The organism is Halomonas sp. H5, from assembly GCF_050613175.1.
Classification (GTDB): domain Bacteria; phylum Pseudomonadota; class Gammaproteobacteria; order Pseudomonadales; family Halomonadaceae; genus Bisbaumannia; species Bisbaumannia salifodinae.
Window position 1 is genome coordinate 3267291 of the sequence record NZ_CP192510.1, and the last position, 16546, is coordinate 3283836.

At 66.6% G+C, this 16546-nt stretch carries 14 protein-coding genes; 5 read left to right on the forward strand and 9 right to left on the reverse strand.

Annotated features, from left to right (window positions below; genetic code table 11):
• Window positions 1-28 precede the first annotated feature (28 nt).
• Window positions 29-1528: a glucose-6-phosphate dehydrogenase gene (gene zwf / locus ACQ1W9_RS15070; RefSeq protein WP_431024105.1), complete on the reverse strand. Its 1500-nt coding sequence runs from the start codon at window positions 1526-1528 to the stop codon at window positions 29-31.
• 270 nt (window positions 1529-1798) lie between these two features.
• Here zwf and ACQ1W9_RS15075 point away from each other — a divergent pair, with 270 nt between their 5' ends.
• Window positions 1799-2653: a MurR/RpiR family transcriptional regulator gene (locus ACQ1W9_RS15075; RefSeq protein WP_146802431.1), complete on the forward strand. Its 855-nt coding sequence runs from the start codon at window positions 1799-1801 to the stop codon at window positions 2651-2653.
• Window positions 2654-2807: 154 nt separating this feature from the next.
• Here ACQ1W9_RS15075 and ACQ1W9_RS15080 read toward each other — a convergent pair whose 3' ends face one another.
• From ACQ1W9_RS15080 to glyA, 7 genes are all read right to left on the reverse strand, one after another.
• Complete coding sequence (locus ACQ1W9_RS15080; RefSeq protein ID WP_431024106.1) at window positions 2808-3218, reverse strand: hypothetical protein; 411 nt, start codon at window positions 3216-3218, stop codon at window positions 2808-2810.
• A gap of 611 nt (window positions 3219-3829) precedes the next feature.
• The gene (gene purU, locus ACQ1W9_RS15085; RefSeq protein WP_431024107.1) at window positions 3830-4696 is read right to left on the reverse strand and encodes a formyltetrahydrofolate deformylase; all 867 of its coding nucleotides are present in this window, start codon (window positions 4694-4696) and stop codon (window positions 3830-3832) included.
• A gap of 219 nt (window positions 4697-4915) precedes the next feature.
• The gene (locus ACQ1W9_RS15090; RefSeq protein WP_431024108.1) at window positions 4916-5551 is read right to left on the reverse strand and encodes a sarcosine oxidase subunit gamma; all 636 of its coding nucleotides are present in this window, start codon (window positions 5549-5551) and stop codon (window positions 4916-4918) included.
• A complete protein-coding gene (locus tag ACQ1W9_RS15095) occupies window positions 5544-8594 on the reverse strand; it encodes a sarcosine oxidase subunit alpha family protein (RefSeq protein ID WP_431024109.1) in 3051 nt (1016 codons plus the stop codon). Before ACQ1W9_RS15095 ends, ACQ1W9_RS15090 begins: the two co-directional genes overlap by 8 nt.
• Window positions 8591-8932, reverse strand: coding sequence for a sarcosine oxidase subunit delta (locus ACQ1W9_RS15100; RefSeq protein WP_431024110.1), 342 nt, complete (start codon window positions 8930-8932; stop codon window positions 8591-8593). The genes ACQ1W9_RS15095 and ACQ1W9_RS15100 overlap by 4 nt, the downstream gene beginning before the upstream one ends.
• 12 nt (window positions 8933-8944) lie before the next feature.
• Window positions 8945-10195, reverse strand: a complete 1251-nt coding sequence (locus ACQ1W9_RS15105) for a sarcosine oxidase subunit beta family protein (RefSeq protein ID WP_346064308.1) — start codon at window positions 10193-10195, stop codon at window positions 8945-8947.
• A gap of 47 nt (window positions 10196-10242) precedes the next feature.
• Entirely contained in the window at window positions 10243-11547 is a 1305-nt protein-coding gene (gene glyA / locus ACQ1W9_RS15110) for a serine hydroxymethyltransferase (RefSeq protein WP_431024111.1), read from the reverse strand.
• 213 nt (window positions 11548-11760) lie between these two features.
• Between glyA and ACQ1W9_RS15115 the strand changes: the two genes are divergently transcribed.
• Both ACQ1W9_RS15115 and ACQ1W9_RS15120 read left to right on the forward strand, forming a co-directional pair.
• A complete protein-coding gene (locus tag ACQ1W9_RS15115; RefSeq protein ID WP_431024112.1) occupies window positions 11761-12645 on the forward strand; it encodes an AEC family transporter in 885 nt (294 codons plus the stop codon).
• 45 nt (window positions 12646-12690) lie between these two features.
• Window positions 12691-13830 carry a PQQ-dependent sugar dehydrogenase gene (locus ACQ1W9_RS15120; RefSeq protein ID WP_431024113.1) on the forward strand — a complete coding sequence of 380 codons (1140 nt, stop codon included), beginning with the start codon at window positions 12691-12693 and terminating at the stop codon, window positions 13828-13830.
• Window positions 13831-13836: 6 nt separating this feature from the next.
• Here the strand turns inward: ACQ1W9_RS15120 and ACQ1W9_RS15125 are convergent, their stop codons facing one another.
• Window positions 13837-14799: a GlxA family transcriptional regulator gene (locus ACQ1W9_RS15125; protein WP_431024114.1), complete on the reverse strand. Its 963-nt coding sequence runs from the start codon at window positions 14797-14799 to the stop codon at window positions 13837-13839.
• Between the two features lie 138 nt (window positions 14800-14937).
• On the opposite strand from ACQ1W9_RS15125, the gene ACQ1W9_RS15130 reads away from it, so the two are divergent.
• The gene (locus tag ACQ1W9_RS15130) at window positions 14938-15816 is read left to right on the forward strand and encodes an MBL fold metallo-hydrolase (protein ID WP_431024115.1); all 879 of its coding nucleotides are present in this window, start codon (window positions 14938-14940) and stop codon (window positions 15814-15816) included.
• A 101-nt stretch (window positions 15817-15917) separates the two neighbouring features.
• Complete coding sequence (locus ACQ1W9_RS15135; protein ID WP_431024116.1) at window positions 15918-16472, forward strand: cysteine hydrolase family protein; 555 nt, start codon at window positions 15918-15920, stop codon at window positions 16470-16472.
• Window positions 16473-16546: the final 74 nt, after the last annotated feature.

Sequence of the window (16546 nt, forward strand, 5' to 3'; positions counted from 1 at the left end):
ACGGCCCCCCGGGGCCCATCGGCCGTCTTTAGTAGTCTTCATACCAGCTACGACCGTCCTGGGTAATCATGGCAATCGATGCCACCGGTCCCCAGGAGCCCGCCGAGTAGCGCCGCGGCGCGTCGTCCCGGGCCTCCCAGGCACCGATCAGCTGATCGATCCAGCGCCAGGCATACTCGACCTCGTCGCGGCGCACGAACAGGTACTGCTGGCCCTTCATCACCTCCAGCAGCAAGCGCTCGTAGGCGTCGGGAATCCGCGACTTGGGGAAGGCGCTGTTGAAGTCGAGGTCCAGGGGCCCCGGGCGCAGGCGCATGCCCTTGTCCAGGCCGCTGTCCTTGGTCAGCACCTGCAGGGCGATGCCTTCCTCCGGCTGCAGGCGGATGATCAGCTTGTTGCTGGCCAGGCCGCGCTGATCCGGGTCGAAGATATAGTGCGGCTGCTGGCGGAAGTGGATGACGATCTGCGACAGCTTCTCCGGCATGCGCTTGCCGGTGCGCAGGTAGAAGGGCACCCCCGCCCAGCGCCAGTTGGCCACCTCGGTCTTCATGGCCACGAAGGTCTCGGTGCGGCTGGAGGTATTGGCGCCCTCCTCGTCCAGGTAGCCGGGCACGCTCTGGCCGTCCATCGAGCCGGCGATATACTGGCCGCGCACCACGTCCCGCTCCAGCACCTCCGGGGTGAAGGGCTTGAGGGCCTTGAGTACCTTGACCTTCTCGTCGCGGATGGCGTCGGCGTCCAGGTTAGAGGGCGGGTCCATGGCGATCAGGCAGAGCAGCTGCAGCAAGTGGTTCTGCACCATGTCGCGCAACTGGCCGGCCTGGTCGAAGTAGCCCCAGCGCCCCTCGATGCCCACCTTCTCGGCCACGGTGATCTCCACATGGGAGATATGGTTCTGGTTCCACTGGGTGCCGAACAAGGGGTTGGCGAAGCGCAGGGCGATCAGGTTCTGCACCGTCTCCTTGCCCAGGTAGTGGTCGATGCGATAGACCCGCGACTCGGGGAAAACGGCGCCGATGGCGTCGTTGATCTCGTTGGAGGAGTCCAGGTCATAGCCGATCGGCTTCTCCACCACCACCCGGGCGCTGTCGTCCAGGCAGTCGCCGGCCTTGAGGTTATGGCAGATGGCGCCATAGATGCTCGCCGGCACCGCCAGGTAGATCATCAGCGAGCGGGCCTCCGGGGCCTGCTGGCGCCAGTCGCGGATGGCCGCGTAGCCCTCGGGCTTGGCGAAGTCGACGCTGATAAACTCCAGGCGCTCCAGGAAACGGGCCAGGCAGGCCTTGTCCAGGGTCTCGCCCTTGAGGTAGGTCTTCAGCGCCGCGGTCACCTTGTCGCGAAAGGCCGGGGTCTCCAGGCTCTGGCGGGCCAGGCCGAGGATGCGGGTGGTCTCGCCCAGCAACCCCTCCCGCTCCAGGTGGTAGAGCGCCGGGAATAACTTGCGCAGGGCCAGGTCGCCGAGTGCGCCGAACATCGCCAGATCGACGCTGGGTGTCGCCGAGGCGACGGAACGGGTCTCTTGGGTCATGCCGCACCCTCTGAAAAATGGTTAACTTACCTAAAAAATACGCTATGCACGCCGAGAATGGCAACAATTTTAAGTAATTTTACAACCAAAGTGTCATCCCTGGCCACCCATGCGCCCCCCATGTCTAGCGTCCTAAGGAACTACCGTCTAGGATAGTGCCAGACAATGTAGTGAAATAACTACATGGTAGCGCGCCCGTTGGTCTTCCGCCGCGGCGCGCCTCAACGCCACAGTCACCGCCCCAAGCCAGCAGAGAGAACGCGACCCACGATGGCCAGCCATGACCTGATCGAACGCATCCGCGCCCGCCTCGACGAGCTCAACCGCTCCGAGCGCAAGGTCGCCGACGTCATCCTCCAGGACCCCGCCTCGGCGACCGGCATGAGCATCGCCGCCCTGGCCCAGGCCTCCTCGGTCAGCGAACCCACGGTCAATCGCTTCTGCCGCAACTTCGACGCCAAGGGCTACCCGGATTTCAAGATCAAGCTGGCCCAGAGCCTGGCCGGTGGCACCCCCTATGTCAGCCGCAACGTGGAGCGCAACGACGGCGCCGCCGACTACGGCGACAAGATCTTCGGTGCCACCGTGGCCGCCCTCGACGATGCCCGCCGCGCCCTGGACGCCAAGCGCATCGAGCGCGCCGTGGACTATTTGATCCAGGCCAAGCAGATCCATTTCTTCGGCCTCGGCGCCTCCGGCCCGGTGGCCCAGGATGCCCAGCACAAGTTCTTCCGCTTCAACCTGCCGGTGATGGCCTACGAAGACGTGCTGATGCAGCGCATGGTGGCCGCCGCCTGCCATACCGGCGACGTGGTGGTGATCATCTCCTACACCGGGCGCACCCGGGAGCTGGTGGAGATCGCTCGCCTAGCCCGGGAGAACGGCGCCGTGGTGCTCGGCATCACCGCCCCCGACTCGCCCCTGGCCAAGGAGTGCACCGAGACCCTGGAGGTCACCACCCCGGAGGACACCGACGTCTATATGCCGATGACCTCGCGGATGATCCACCTGGCGCTGATCGATGTACTGGCCACCGGCGTGACCCTGCGCCGCGGCGAAGACTTCCTCGGCCACCTGAAGAAGATCAAGGATTCCCTCCAGGCGACCCGCTACCCGGCCCAATAGGGTTCGGGAGACCAGGCTCCCCTATACCCATCAGGCTGGCCACTGGTGTGGTGGGAGCGAGGGTCTCCCCTCGCGATTGGGCGCCGCCAGGCGCCCTGGGGAATCGCGCCTCACAGCCTCCCACTGCGGTATTTACGCCAGAGTGCGAAGGACCTTACTTCTTCACTTCGATAAACCATTTTGGCTGCATCTCATCGAAGTCCGTGCGGATATTCGAGGGAAGGTAGCTGGCCGAATCCAGCACCACGGCCTGCCCCTCCAGGCGCTTGAACACCACCCAGTGCCAGAAGTTTCTCCCCTCCTCCTGATGGTGCTTGATAGACAGCAACGCCAGATCGGGCAGCTTTCTCCACGACTCGAAGGGAGTCTCACCGGCGGAGGTCTCGACCCCGGCGCTGGCCAGCAGCTTTCTTACATACCGGGTGTCTGACCACAGCGATTTATCCTCGGCATGGATACCCATGGCGTTTGCCACGGCCTTCATTTCCGAATAGGACTTCCCCAGAATATTGGCAACCGAGGCGATGCCACATCCCGAGATTTCTTCCTGAACCACGACTTCCATGGTCGGCTGCTCCTTGATGGTTAACGCCCAGCCTGTGGCAGATAAAAGTAATAGAGGCATGTTCTAGCCCACCCCCTCTTCCCCCCAGCATAACGGCAGACTGGCAGGTAATGGGGAGCTAACGGGGTAAGCCGCGCGGGGCTTGGCCCAGTACGGCAAAAAGCCACCCTACCGCTTGGCGTTGTCTCCGGGGTGGGGATAACGCCAAGCGGTAGGGTGGCTTGGGAGCGCCCTGAATGGCCACTGGTGTCGTGGGAGCGAGAGTCTTCCCGCGCGATTGGGCGCCGCAGGCGCCCTGGTGCTGGTCAAGATCGCCCTTCGGGCGATATCGCCGATGCGTCGGACCGACGGCGGAGCCGCGCTCCCTCGGTGGTCTGATCTTCTCGCTTACCGGTCGAAGACCACGGTGCGGCGGGCGTGGTGGAAGGCTCGACGCTGGACGTGATAGCTCACGGCGCGGGCCGGGGCTATGGAAAGCGGCACTCGATATCCCAATCCTTTATCGGTCGAAGACCACGGTGCGGCGGGCGTGAAGGAAGGCGCGACGCTGGACGTGGTAGCCCACGGCGCAGGCCGGGGCTATGGAAAGCGGCACTCGATATCCCCATCCTTTATCGGTCGAAGACCACGGTGCGGCGGGCGTGGTGGAAGGCTCGACGCTGGACGTGATAGCTCACGGCGCGGGCCAGGGTCATGCATTCGATATCGCGGCCCTTGGCCACCAGGTCTTCCGGGTAGTCGGCATGGCTAACCGGCTCGACGCCCTGGGTGATGATCGGCCCTTCGTCCAGGTCGTCGTTGATGTAGTGGGCGGTGGCGCCGACCAGCTTGACCCCCTTGTCGTAGGCCTGATGGTAAGGCTTGGCGCCCTTGAAGCCGGGCAGCAGGGAGTGGTGGATATTGATCGCCCGGCCGCTGAGCTTGGCGCAGAGGTCGCTGGAGAGCACCTGCATATAGCGCGCCAGGATCACCAGCTCGGCGCCGCAGGACTCGATCACCTCCCACACCTGGGCCTCCTGCTCGGCCTTGGTCTCGGGGGTGATGGGGAAGTGGTGATAGGGAATATCGTGCCACTCGGCCAGGGGTGCCAGGTCCGGGTGGTTGGAGACGATGGCGCGAATCTCGATGGGCAGCTGCCCGGTGCGGTAGCGGTAGAGCAGGTCGTTAAGGCAGTGGTCGGCCTTGGAGACCATGATCACCACCGGCATGCGCCGCCCCGGCGGGGTCAATTCGAACTCCATGGCGAACTCGCCGGCGCGCTCGGCGAAGGCGGCCTGGAAGGCCTCGGCGGAGAAATCGTCGTCCAGGGGACGGAATTCGGTGCGAATAAAGAACCGTTCGCTGAGCCGATCATCGAAGGATTGCTGCTCGGTGATATAGCAGCGATTCTCCTTGAGGAAGCGGGTGACCACGTCCACGGTGCCCAGACGGCTGGGGCACTGGGCGGCCAGGATCCAGGTGGAAGATGCTTGGCTCATAATGGGTGCCTCACTCGAAAAGGCCGGTGCTTCGCGGATCGTGCATGACACCATGGCCTGGCTGACACCTGCTGCCAGCCAGGATCGCCCTTCGGGCGATATCGCGCGGCAAAGCCGTGCTCCCACAAGAGTACTCACGCCAAGGTGCGAAGCACCAAGAATCAGGGGATGACCAAGCCGGGAGCATGGTACCCCTGCCCCCGGCCTTGATCCTTGCTTTCAGCGTACCACGCCGATGGCGTACTCCTCGCCGGCGTCGAGCAGCCAGCGATAACAGTAGTCGGCGAAGCTGCGGCGCACCACCAGTTCCCAGCGCTCCTCGGAGGGGCGACGGACGATGGCGGTGGCCTTGGCGAAGACCGTGGTCACGCCCCTGCCCACCGGGAAGTGGCTGGGATGGACGTCGTAGATCACCGTCTTCATCAGCAGCTCGCGGGCCGCCTCGCCGGAAAGCTCCAGCAGGGTCTGGCCACCGCTGACATCGCTGATGGCGTAGTGGGCGTCTCCCAGGCGCTCGCGCAACTGGGTCTCCAGCTCGAACTCCTCACCGCCGGGGACGATCACCAGCCACTCGTCCGGGGAGAGCCACTGGATCGAGCGCTCGCCGCGCTCGTCCTGGACCAGCCCCTGGGGCTCGCCGGGCAGGCCCAGGCCCAGCACCTCGCGCACCGCCTCGTCGAGGACGATGGCGCCGCCGCGCAGCACCAGCTGGCCCAGCAGGGCGCGCTCGCGCAGGGTGACGCGGCTCTCGGGGCCGGCCGCCGGGGCACCGCTGCGGCGGTAGCTGTAGGCCAGCGGCGACTCCACCGGGATGGCGCTATCGGTACGGGTATCGAAGGTAGCCGCGTTAGACATGCTGGCGCTCTCCCTTGGGGTCGTAGAAGATCGGGCTGACGATTTCGGCTTCATGGGTCTGGCCGTCCGCCATGGGCAGGTAGACGGTCTCGCCCATCTTCTTGTGGCCACCCTTGACCACCGCCAGGGCGAAGCCGGAGTCCAGGGTCGGGCTGTAGTAGCTGGAGGTCACGTGCCCGGCCATCGGCATGGGGATGGCATGCTTGGGATCGAAGACGATCTGCGCGCCCTCCTCCAGCACCACCTTGGGGTCCTTGGGCTTGAGGCCCACCAGCTGCTTGCGGTTCTCGCGCTTGGTGTCGGTACGGGTCAGTGCCCGCTTGCCGATCCACGAGAAGGGCTTGTCGTAGCCCACGCACCACTGCATGCCCAGGTCTTCCGGAGTCACCGAGCCATCGGTGTCCTGACCGACGATGATAAAGCCCTTCTCGGCGCGCAGGACGTGCATGGTCTCGGTGCCGTAGGGGGTCAGGCCGTACTTCTCGCCGTGCTTGAAGAGGGTCTGCCACACATGCATGGCGTAGTTGGCCTGGACGTTGATCTCGAAGGTCAGCTCGCCGGTGAAGGAGATGCGATAGACCCGCGCCGGTACGCCCGCCACCTTGCCGGAACGCCACTCCATAAACTTGAAGCTGTCCTTGTCGAGATCGATATCGGTGATCTCGGCCAGCAGCTTGCGCGCCTCGGGGCCGGTGATGGTCATGGTGGCCCAGTGGTCGGTCACCGAGCTGAAGTAGACGTCCAGCTCCGGCCACTCGGTCTGGTGCCACAGTTCCAGCCACTCGAGGATCGCCGCGGCGCCGCCGGTGGTGGTGGTCATCAGGAAGTGGTTGTCGGCCAGGCAGCTGGTCACGCCGTCATCGGTGACCATGCCGTCGTCCTTGCACATCAGGCCGTAGCGGCACTTGCCGACCGCCAGCTTCTCCCACTTGTTGGTGTAGACCCGGGCCAGGAATTCCCGGGCGTCGGGGCCCTGGATATCGATCTTGCCCAGGGTCGAGGCGTCGAGGATGCCGATCTTCTCGCGCACCGCGCTGCACTCCCGAGCCACCGCCTCGTGCATGGTCTCGACCTTGCCGTTGACGCGCTGCGGGTAGTACCAGGGGCGCTTCCACTGGCCCACGTCCTCGAACTCGGCGCCGTTTTCCACATGCCACTGGTGCAGGGCGGTGTAGCGCTCCGGGTCGAACAGATCGCGGCAGTGACGGCCGACGATGGCGCCGAAGGTCACCGGGGTGTAGTTGGGGCGGAACACCGTGGTGCCCACCTCGGGGATGGGGCGGCCCAGGCAGCGGGCGGCGATGGCCATGCCGTTGATGTTGCCCAGCTTGCCCTGGTCGGTACCGAAGCCCATGGCGGTATAGCGCTTGACGTGCTCGATGGACTCGAAGCCCTCGCGGGTGGCCAGCTCGATGCCCGCCGCGGTGACGTCGTTCTGCAGGTCGACGAACTGCTTGGGCGCGCGCAGGGTCGGCTTCTCGTGGGGCACCTGGAAGAGCGCTGCCGCCGGGCCCTGCTTGAGGGCCTTGACCTGGGGCAGGCTCACCGACGGGGCGGCATGGCCGCTGACGGCGGCGGCCTTGACGCCGGCCTCCACGCCGTCGGCGAGCACCTCACCCAGGGCATAGGTGCCGTTGGCACCGCCGCAGGCGTGCACGCCCTTGACCAGGCTCGGCACGAAGCCGAGGAGATCGTCGCGCCAGGTGGGCCGGGCGCCGGTGTGGGAGGCCAGGTGTATCACCGGGCTATAGCCGCCGGAGCTGGCGATGGTGTCGCAGGCCAGTTCCTGGGCCGGCCCCTTCACCTGGAAGGCGTCGATATCGATCTTGGCGACCCGCGCCGCGCTGACGCGGCTGGATCCCTTGGCCTCGATCACGGCGCTGCCGGTGATGATCTTGATGCCCTGGGCGCGGGCGGCTTCCACCCAGTCGCCGGCGGGGGCCTGACGGGCGTCGACGATGGCCACCACCTCGCGACCCGCCTCCTTCCAGTCGAGGGCGGCGCGATAGCCGTAGTCGTTGCTGGTGGTAAGCACCAGCTTGTTGCCCGGCGCCACGCCGTAGCGGCGGATATAGGTGGAAACGGCGCCGGCCAGCATATTGCCCGGCACGTCGTTGCCGGCGTAGACCAGCGGACGCTCGTGGGCGCCGGTGGCCAGGATCACCTGACCGGCGCGCACCCGGTGCATGCGGGCACGCACCTGGCGGCGGCCCTTGGCCAGGGGCGCGGTCTCGCCGAGGTGCTCGGTGCGCCGCTCGTGGAGGGTGACGAAGTGGTGGTCGTGGTAGCCGTTGGCGGTGGTACGCGGCAGCAGGGTGACGTTCTCGTACCCGGCCAGCTCCTTGACCACCTGGGCCGCCCACTGGTCCGCCGGCTTGCCGTCCAGGGTCTCGCGGCTATCCAGCAGCGAGCCACCCATTTCCTCCTGCTCGTCGGCGACGATCACCCGGGCACCGCTGCGCGCGGCAGCCAGGGCCGCGGCCAGGCCGGCGGCGCCGGCGCCCACCACCAGCACGTCGCAGTGCTGGTGCAGGTGGTCATAGGTGTCCGGGTCGGCTTCCATGGGGCTGCGACCCAGGCCGGCGCTCTTGCGGATGTACTTCTCGTAGGTCATCCACAGCGAGGCCGGGGCCATGAAGGTCTTGTAGTAGAAGCCCGGGGGCATGAACTTGCCGCCCAGCTTGCCGACTACGCCCATCAGGTCGCGCTGCACATTGGGCCAGCCGTTGGTGCTGCGGGCGGTCAGGCCGGCGAACAGCGCCTGCTGGGTGGCACGCACGTTGGGCACCTGGGCCGCCTCGGTGCTGCCCAGCTGGACGATGGCATTGGGTTCCTCGGCGCCGGCGGCGACGATGCCCCGGGGCCGGGAGTACTTGAAGCTGCGGTTGACGATATCCACGCCATTGGCCAGCAGCGCCGAGGCCAGGGTATCTCCCGGGTGGCCCTGGTAGTTCTGACCATTGAAGGTGAAGCTCAGCGTGCGGGAGCGATCGATCCGACCGCCCTTGGCCAGGCGGTGCACTTGTTTCTTGGACTGGCTCATGCGCGCACTCCTTCTTGACGGCTGGCCGCCACGGCCTCGCGGGGCTGGCCCTGGGCATCGGCGGTGATCGACGGCTGCTCGCCCATCTTGTAGGTCTCGAGGATCTCGTAGGTCACGGTGTGACGGGTGACGTTAAAGAACTTGCGGCAACCCACCGCATGCACCCACAGCTCGTGGTGCACGCCACGGGGGTTGTCACGGTAGAACAGGTAGTCGCCCCACTCCTCGTCGCTGCACGCCTCGGGCTCCTTGGGTCGCTCGATATGCGCCTGGCCCTTGGGGTGAAACTCCTCTTCCTCGCGGTGTTCGCCGCAGTAGGGGCAGTAGATATAGAACATGGCGAATTCTCCTTAGTGGGCCACGCCGGCGGCGCCGTGCTCGTCGATCAGCGCCCCACTGTGGAAGCGGAACATGGAGAAGGGCTCGGCGATGGGGTGCATCTCGCCCTTGGCCAGGCTGGCGGCGAACACATGACCCGAGCCCGGCGTGGCCTTGAAGCCACCGGTGCCCCAGCCACAGTTGAAGAACAGGCCCTTCACCGGAGTCTTGGAGAGGATCGGGCAGGCATCCGGGCAGGTGTCGACGATACCGCCCCACTGGCGGTTCATGCGCACCCGGGAGAAGATCGGGAACATCTCGACGATGGCCTGCAGGGTGTGCTCCACGGTGGGGTAGCTGCCGCGCTGGCCATAGCCGTTGTAGCCATCGATACCGGCGCCGATCACCAGGTCGCCCTTGTCGGACTGGCTGATATAGCCGTGCACGTGGTTGGACATCACCACGGTGTCGAGGATCGGCTTGAGGGGCTCGGAGACCAGGGCCTGCAGCGGATGCGACTCCAGCGGCAGATTGAAGCCGGCCATCTTGGCCAGCACCCCGGAATTACCGGCGGTCACGCAGCCCACGGTCTTGGCCTCGATATCGCCGCGGTTGGTGTGCACGCCATAGATCTGGCCGTCGCGGATCTTGAAGCCGGTGACCTCGGTCTGCTGGAGGATATCCACGCCGTGGGCGTCGGCGCCACGGGCATAGCCCCAGGCCACGGCGTCGTGGCGGGCCACGCCGGCGCGCGGCTGCCAGGAGGCACCCAGCACCGGGTAGCGGGCGCTCGAAGAGCAGTCCATGATCGGCACCAGCTCCTGCACGCCCTTGGCGTCCAGCACCTCGCCGTCGATGCCGTTCAAACGGTTGGCATTGACCCGGCGCTGGATATCACGCATGTCCTGCAGGGTGTGGCCCAGGTTGAGCACGCCCCGCTGGGAGAACATCACGTTGTAGTTCAGGTCCTGGGAGAGCCCCTCCCACAGCTTCATGGCATGCTCGTAGAGGGCCGCCGACTCGTCCCACAGGTAGTTGGAACGCACGATGGTGGTGTTGCGCGCGGTATTACCGCCGCCCAGCCAGCCCTTCTCGATCACCGCCACGTTCTTGACGCCGAACTCCTTGGCCAGATAGTAGGCGGTGGCCAGGCCGTGGCCGCCGCCGCCGACGATGATCACGTCGTACTGTTTCTTCGGCGTGGGGTTGCGCCACTGGCGCTCCCAGTTCTCGTGGTGGCTCAGCGCGTGCTTGACCAGCCCGAAGCCAGAATAGCGTTGCATAGGGGTCTCCTCAGTTCGGCCTCGCCGGGCGTTGCCCGGCGGCCGGTTCAAGCGATGGTTTCGACGGCGGTTTCGGCGATGGCCGCGCCATAGACCGGATGCCGGGCACATACCTCGGCGACCTTGGCCTGCACCTCGGCTTCCACGCTGGCACTATCGCCGCCGTCGGCCAGGGCATCCAGGATGTCGCAGATCCAGCCGGCCAGCTCGGTACACTCGGCGGCATCGAAGCCGCGGGCGGTGACCGCCGGAGTGCCGAGGCGCAGGCCGGAGGTGACGAAGGGACTCTGCGGGTCGTTGGGCACCGAGTTCTTGTTGACGGTGATATGGGCGCGGCCGAGGGCGGCGTCCGCGTCCTTGCCGGTGACCCCCTGCTTGATCAGCGAGACCAGGAAGAGGTGGTCGTCGGTGCCGCCGGAGACCACGTCATAGCCGCGCTCGATAAAGACCTCGGCCATGGCCCGGGCATTCTCGATCACCTGCTGCTGGTAGCGCACGAAGTCCTGGCTCATGGCCTCCTTGAAGGCCACCGCCTTGGCGGCGATCACATGCATCAGCGGGCCGCCCTGCTGGCCCGGGAAGACCGCGCCATTGAGCTTCTTGTGGAGGGCCTCGTCGCCGTGGGCGGAGAGGATCAGGCCACCACGCGGGCCGCGCAGGGTCTTGTGGGTGGTGGTGGTGACCACATGGGCGTGGGGCAGCGGGCTCGGGTAGAGACCGGCAGCGACGAGACCCGCCACATGGGCCATATCCACCATCAGGTAGGCGCCCACCTCATCGGCGATGGTGCGGAAACGACGCCAGTCGACCACCCGGGAGTAGGCGGAGAAGCCAGCGATGATCATCTTCGGCTGATGCTCGCGGGCCAGGCGCTCGACTTCCTCGTAGTCGATCTCGCCGGTCTCCGGGTTGAGGCCGTACTGCACGGCGTTGTAGTGCTTGCCGGAGAAGTTGGGGGCGGCGCCGTGGGTCAGGTGGCCGCCGTGGGCCAGGCTCATGCCCAGCACGGTGTCACCCGGAGAGACCAGCGCCATGAAGACGGCGGCGTTGGCCTGGGCACCGGAGTGGGGCTGGACGTTGGCGTAGTCGGCACCGAAAAGGTCGCAGGCACGCTCGATGGCCAGCGCCTCGACCTTGTCGACGAACTCACAGCCACCGTAGTAGCGCTTGCCCGGGTAGCCCTCGGCATACTTGTTGGTGAGCTGGGAGCCCTGGGCTTCCATCACCGCGCGGCTGGTGTAGTTCTCAGACGCGATCAGTTCGATATGGGCCTCCTGACGGGCCACTTCTTCGGCAATAGCCGCGGCCAGGGGGGTGTCGTATTGCGCCAGGCTCTCGTTGCGCAGGGTCATGTCGGCCTCCAGAGATTGTTGTGGTTTGCGGCGATGGTATCCCTGGGCCTGGGGGCCAAGATGCTTGGCGACGTCACGACCCGGTGCGTTTGCGACACGGGTGTCGCGACTGACAAACTTTTTCCCGAGCGCGGGGAGCGCGAGAATTCGTTTGCCCTCTAAGCATCCGATTCACGACAATGGGCATTCCCTTACCGCCAGCGAGGAGCGCCCATGCTTGTCGAACTCTTTGCCGTGATGGCCCCGGTCTTTATCGGCGCCAGCCTGGGCTTCCTGTGGATCCGCCTGGGCCACCCTTACCCGGTGGAGTTCGTCACCAAGCTGGTCTTCAATATCGGCACCCCGGCGCTGATCCTCGCCTCCCTCTCCGGGGCCGAGGTAGACGCCGGCAGCTTCGGCCTGACCATGCTCGGCACCCTGCTGGTGCTCACCGCCATGGGCCTGGCCAGCTTCCTGGTGGCGCCGCTGCTCGGCAAACCCTGGCGGGTGGTGATCTCGCCGATGATGTACCCCAACACCGGCAACATGGGCCTGCCGGTGGTGCTCTACGCCTTCGGCAGCGCCGGCTTCGCCTTCGCCATCGCGGTGATGGTCACCGTCTCCCTGGTGCAGTTCACCTTCGGCACCATCATGGCAAGCCAAGGCAATCCGCTGCGCACCCTGGCCCGCACCCCCACCGTCTATGCCATCGCCATCGCCCTGGCGATCCTGCTCAGCGATACCGACCTGCCGCTGTGGCTCGACAACACCCTGGAGCTGATCTCCGGCTTCACGGTGCCGCTGATGCTGATCACCCTCGGGGTCTCGCTGGCCAGCATCCAGGTCAAGAGCCTGCGCTCCGGGGTCGGCTTCAGCCTGATCCGCACCCTGGCGGCGGCGACGCTGGCCTACCTGGTGGGGTGGCTGCTGGGGCTGCCGCCCCTGGCCCACGGCATCCTGGTACTGCAGATGAGCATGCCGATCGCCGTGTTCAACTACCTCTTCGCCCAGCGCGCCGGCCGCGAGCCCGCCTATGTGGCCAGCCTGGTGTTCTGCTCCACCCTGCTCGCCTTCCTCTATCTGCCGCTGCTGCTGGCGCTACTGAAAGGCCTAGTCTAGATCGGCTAGGCTCGAGGTAGCCAAGTACCACACCGAGGAGGAGTCATGATGCGACCGATACGTCCCCTGCTAGCGCTGCTGGCGGCCCTGGCCGCCGCCCCCGCCCCGGCCGCCGAGGTGATCGAGGCGCGCCTGACCAGCGACCACCATGACTTCCGCCTGGTGCGCCTGGTCGAGGGCCTGAGCCACCCCTGGTCGCTGGCCTTCCTGCCCGACGGCCGCACCCTGGTCAGCGAGCGTGGCGGCCGCCTCTGGCTGCTGGAGGGCGACGACCGCCGGGCCCTCTCCGGCCTGCCGGCGGTCTCGACCCGCGGCCAGGGCGGCCTGCTCGATCTGGCCCTTCATCCCGACTACGGCAGTGGCGACGGCGACAGCGACTGGCTCTACCTGACCTACTCCCGCCCCGGGCCCGGCGGCAGCGCCAGCGCCCTGGCCCGGGCGCGACTCGGCGATGCCGGCCTCACCGAGCTCGAGACCCTTTTCGTCCAGGACCGCTATTCCGACCCGGGGCGCCACTACGGCGGCCGCCTGGCCTTCCTGCCCGACGGCACTCTGGTCATGAGCATCGGCGAACGCGGCCGCGACCCGTCGCGGGCCCAGGACGGTGGCGACCATGCCGGTAGCGTGCTGCGCCTCACCGCCGAGGGCGCGGCCCCGGCGGACAACCCCTTCGTCAATGATGCCGCCGTGCTGGACGAGATCTACAGCCTTGGCAACCGCAATATCCAGGGCATGACGGTGGATGGCGAGGGCCGACTCTGGGCCAGCGAACACGGCCCCCGGGGCGGCGACGAGCTCAACCGTATCGAGGCCGGCGCGAACTATGGCTGGCCGGAGGTCAGCCTGGGCCGCGACTATGTGACCTTCCTGCCCATCGGCGACGACAGTCGCCCCGGGATGCGCGACCCGGTGCACGTCTTCGAGGGGCGTTTCGCCCCCTCGGGGCTGGCCTGGGTGAGTGGCGACGCCTTCCCCGGCTGGCGGGGCAGCCTGCTGGCCGGCGGGTTGCTCAGCGAACGCCTGGTGCGCCTGGTGATCGACGGCGACACGGTGGTGGAGCGCGAGGTGCTGCTGGAGGGCGAGATCGGGCGCATACGCGACGTGCGCAGCGGCCCCGACGGCCAGGTCTACCTGCTCAGCGACGAGGGCGACGGCGGCCTCTACCGGCTGGAGCCGCGGGAGTAGCCGTGATTAGCGCTCGTTCCCCGGCTCGCCGAAGGTCTTCCGCCATTCCCGGGGGCTGACCCGATAGCGTTGCCGGAAGTGCTGGCGGAAGGCGGTCGCCGTCTGGAAGCCGCATCGCTCGGCGATTCGCTCGATGGGCAGTGCGCTGGTCTCCAGCAGCTCACGGCTGCGCCCCAGGCGCTCGTGGATCAGCCACTCCCCCACCGTCATGCCGGTGGCCCGGTGGAAATGGCGGGTAAAGGTACGCCGACTCATGGCGGTGCGGGCGGCCAGGGCATCGAGGGAGTGCGTCTCGGCCAGGTGTTCGCGCAGATGGTCGAGCAGGCGGTTGATCTGGGCATCCTGGGTGGAGATGGCCACCGGCTGCTCGATAAATTGCGCCTGACCGCCCTCCCGGTGAGGCGGCACCACCAGCAGGCGAGCCACCTGGTTGGCGATGCGCACACCATGGTACTCGCGCACCAGGAACAGGCAGCAGTCCAGCCCGGCGGCGGTACCGGCGGAAGTCACCAGGCGATCTTCCTCCACATAGAGGGCATTGGTATCCAGGCCGACCTCGGGGAAACGGCGACCGAAGTCCTGCTCGGCCATCCAGTGGGTGGAGGCCCGCCGGCCATTCAGCAACCCCGCATAGGCCAGGGCATAGGCGCCATAACAGAGTCCCACCACATGGGCGCCCCGCCGATGACAGCGCATCAGGGCCTCGGCCAGTTCCGGCGCCGGCGGCTCGTCCAGGTCGTGCCAGCCGGGCACCACGGCGATATCCACCTCCTCCAGCAGCTCCAGGCCACCGTCGGGTCGTACCGTCATGGCCCGCTCGGCCTCCAGGGGCTCTCCCCCCGGCGCCACGATAAGCAGCTCGAACAGGGGGCGCTCGGGCCAGGCCATGCCGAACACCATATAGGGCACCGAGAAATGAAAGGGGCTGAAACGCGGATAGAGAATCAGCCCCACGCGGGGCAAGGACATGGTTCATCTCCCGAGGGTTGGGACCTCAGTCTGGCATTTTGGCCCGAAAGTTTCGATTACTGTCACTCGGGCCAATTATCCGGCCGAGCCGATCCGCCTAGAGTGTTCCCATCGACCGCGACACTCAGGAGATCCCAGATGTCACTCAAACCCCTCGCCGCTTCCCTGCTCCTGGCCACGGCCCTGGTCGCCGGCGGCGCCTCCGCCGAGCCCGCCGAGCAGCAGACGACCCAGCAGGTGCAGCAGATTCGTAATGCCACGGTGAAGATCACCTATGGCGAGACCACCTTCCTGATCGACCCGATGCTGGCCGAACAGGGCACCTACCCCGGCTTCGAGGGCACCCATCGCAGCGAGCTGCGCAATCCGCTGATGGAACTGCCGATGCCGGCAGAAGCGGTGATCGACGGCGTGGACGCGGTGATCGTCACCCACACCCACCTGGACCACTGGGACGATGCGGCCCAGGCCCTGCTGCCCAAGGATATCCCGCTGTTCGCCCAGCACGCGGCCGATGCCGAATTGATTCGCTCCCAGGGCTTCACCGACGTGCGCCTCCTCGACGGCAGCGCCGAGTTCGGCGGGGTCAGCCTCCACCGCACCGGCGGCCAGCACGGCTCCGACGCCATCTATGCCGTCCCCGAGCTGGCCGAGGCCCTCGGCGAGGTGATGGGCGTGATCTTCGAGGCGCCGGGCCACCAGACCACCTATGTGGTCGGCGATACGCTCTGGCGCGACGAGGTCGACCAGGCGCTGGAACGCTACCGGCCCGAGGTGATCGTGCTGAATGCCGGCGCCGCCGAGGTCGACGGCTTCGAGGGCGACCCCATCATCATGGGCAAGGAAGATACCCTGCGCGCCTATCGAGCGGCCCCCGAGGCCACCATCATCGCGGTGCATCTGGACGCCGTGAACCATATGACCCTGAGCCGCGATGAACTTCGCCACTACGTGCAGGAGGCAGGCATCGAGGATCGCGTGCTGATCCCCGCCGATGGCGAGGTCATGGCGTTCTGATCGCCCCACGACGATTGCCCGGCCCCGTCCCATGCCGACAGTGGGTACCGGGCGATCCCATCCAGTCGGCGGGCCACCGCCACGACCAGAGGACCTGAACCATGAGCAAACGCGCGATTATCGTCGTCGATATCCAGAACGAATATTTCCCCGCCGGCAAGCTGCCCCTGGAAGGGATCGATAGCGCCGTCGCGAAGGCGGCCCGGGTCATCGAGCACGCCCGGGCGGTGCAGGACACCGTCATCTACGTTCGTCATGAAATGCCCGACCCGGAGGCGCCCTTCTTCACCCCCGGCACGCAAGGGGTGGAGATCCATTCGGCGGTTACCCCCCTGGCATCGGAGACGGTGCTGCTGAAGCATTACCCCAACGCCTTTCTCGAGACGGGCCTGAAGGCGCTGTTGGATAAACAGGTTATCGAGGAGCTGGTGATCATCGGCGCCATGAGTCATATGTGCATCGACGCCACCAGCCGGGCCGCCTCGGACCTCGGCTACAAGACGACGATCGTTCATGATGCCTGCGCCACCCTTGACCTGGAATTCGAGGGCAAGACGGTACCGGCGGCTCAGGTCCATGCCACCATCATGGCCGCCCTGGCCTTCGCCTACGGCACGGTCACGACCACCGACGACTATCTTGGGCAGGCGCGTTAACGCCCCGATCCACCCCATAAAAGCAATAGGCCTCGCCTCGGCGCCGAAGGGACCGTGGCGAGGCCTCGCTGTAT

Coding starts and splice junctions, on each gene's coding strand:
- zwf (WP_431024105.1), bottom strand. CDS start 1,528: ATGACCCAAGAGACCCGTTCCGTCGCCTCGGCGACACCCAGCGTCGAT.
- ACQ1W9_RS15075 (WP_146802431.1), top strand. CDS start 1,799: ATGGCCAGCCATGACCTGATCGAACGCATCCGCGCCCGCCTCGACGAG.
- ACQ1W9_RS15080 (WP_431024106.1), bottom strand. CDS start 3,218: ATGGAAGTCGTGGTTCAGGAAGAAATCTCGGGATGTGGCATCGCCTCG.
- purU (WP_431024107.1), bottom strand. CDS start 4,696: ATGAGCCAAGCATCTTCCACCTGGATCCTGGCCGCCCAGTGCCCCAGC.
- ACQ1W9_RS15090 (WP_431024108.1), bottom strand. CDS start 5,551: ATGTCTAACGCGGCTACCTTCGATACCCGTACCGATAGCGCCATCCCG.
- ACQ1W9_RS15095 (WP_431024109.1), bottom strand. CDS start 8,594: ATGAGCCAGTCCAAGAAACAAGTGCACCGCCTGGCCAAGGGCGGTCGG.
- ACQ1W9_RS15100 (WP_431024110.1), bottom strand. CDS start 8,932: ATGTTCTATATCTACTGCCCCTACTGCGGCGAACACCGCGAGGAAGAG.
- ACQ1W9_RS15105 (WP_346064308.1), bottom strand. CDS start 10,195: ATGCAACGCTATTCTGGCTTCGGGCTGGTCAAGCACGCGCTGAGCCAC.
- glyA (WP_431024111.1), bottom strand. CDS start 11,547: ATGACCCTGCGCAACGAGAGCCTGGCGCAATACGACACCCCCCTGGCC.
- ACQ1W9_RS15115 (WP_431024112.1), top strand. CDS start 11,761: ATGCTTGTCGAACTCTTTGCCGTGATGGCCCCGGTCTTTATCGGCGCC.
- ACQ1W9_RS15120 (WP_431024113.1), top strand. CDS start 12,691: ATGATGCGACCGATACGTCCCCTGCTAGCGCTGCTGGCGGCCCTGGCC.
- ACQ1W9_RS15125 (WP_431024114.1), bottom strand. CDS start 14,799: ATGTCCTTGCCCCGCGTGGGGCTGATTCTCTATCCGCGTTTCAGCCCC.
- ACQ1W9_RS15130 (WP_431024115.1), top strand. CDS start 14,938: ATGTCACTCAAACCCCTCGCCGCTTCCCTGCTCCTGGCCACGGCCCTG.
- ACQ1W9_RS15135 (WP_431024116.1), top strand. CDS start 15,918: ATGAGCAAACGCGCGATTATCGTCGTCGATATCCAGAACGAATATTTC.